This window comes from Priestia sp. SIMBA_032, from assembly GCF_046535215.1.
Taxonomy (GTDB): Bacteria; Bacillota; Bacilli; order Bacillales; family Bacillaceae_H; genus Priestia; species Priestia aryabhattai.
This window is the reverse complement of sequence record NZ_JAWRXD010000722.1, coordinates 1-269: the sequence shown is the minus strand read 5'-3', so window position 1 is coordinate 269 and position 269 is coordinate 1. Positions and strand designations below refer to the sequence as shown.

General features: G+C 58.7%; 1 protein-coding gene. It reads left to right on the top strand.

Going from position 1 to position 269, the window contains the following annotated elements:
* The coding region (locus SB717_RS36180; RefSeq protein WP_410907828.1) for a hypothetical protein at nucleotides 1-269 on the top strand (269 nt) is incomplete at both ends.

Genomic DNA, 269 nt, shown 5'->3' with positions numbered 1-269 from the left:
ATGCCACCCAAGCTGCGACTCGCACGAACTACTCGGCGGTTAAGCGCATCCCTGACTTTCTCCATTTCGCACGTGCCAATGGCTTCGCGGATACCGGAGCAGTCATCGTAACTGACGACCCGAAGACCTTCTTTGTCTTGAGAGCTCACTTCTCTGAGTCCAAGCTGACCGTCGCCACGAAGGTGTGGGCCGCTGAAGCCGACGACGCGCTGATGTCGGCGTTGCCTGTGCCGCCAAACTGGCAACCAACGCAACGCAGCAACTCGAAC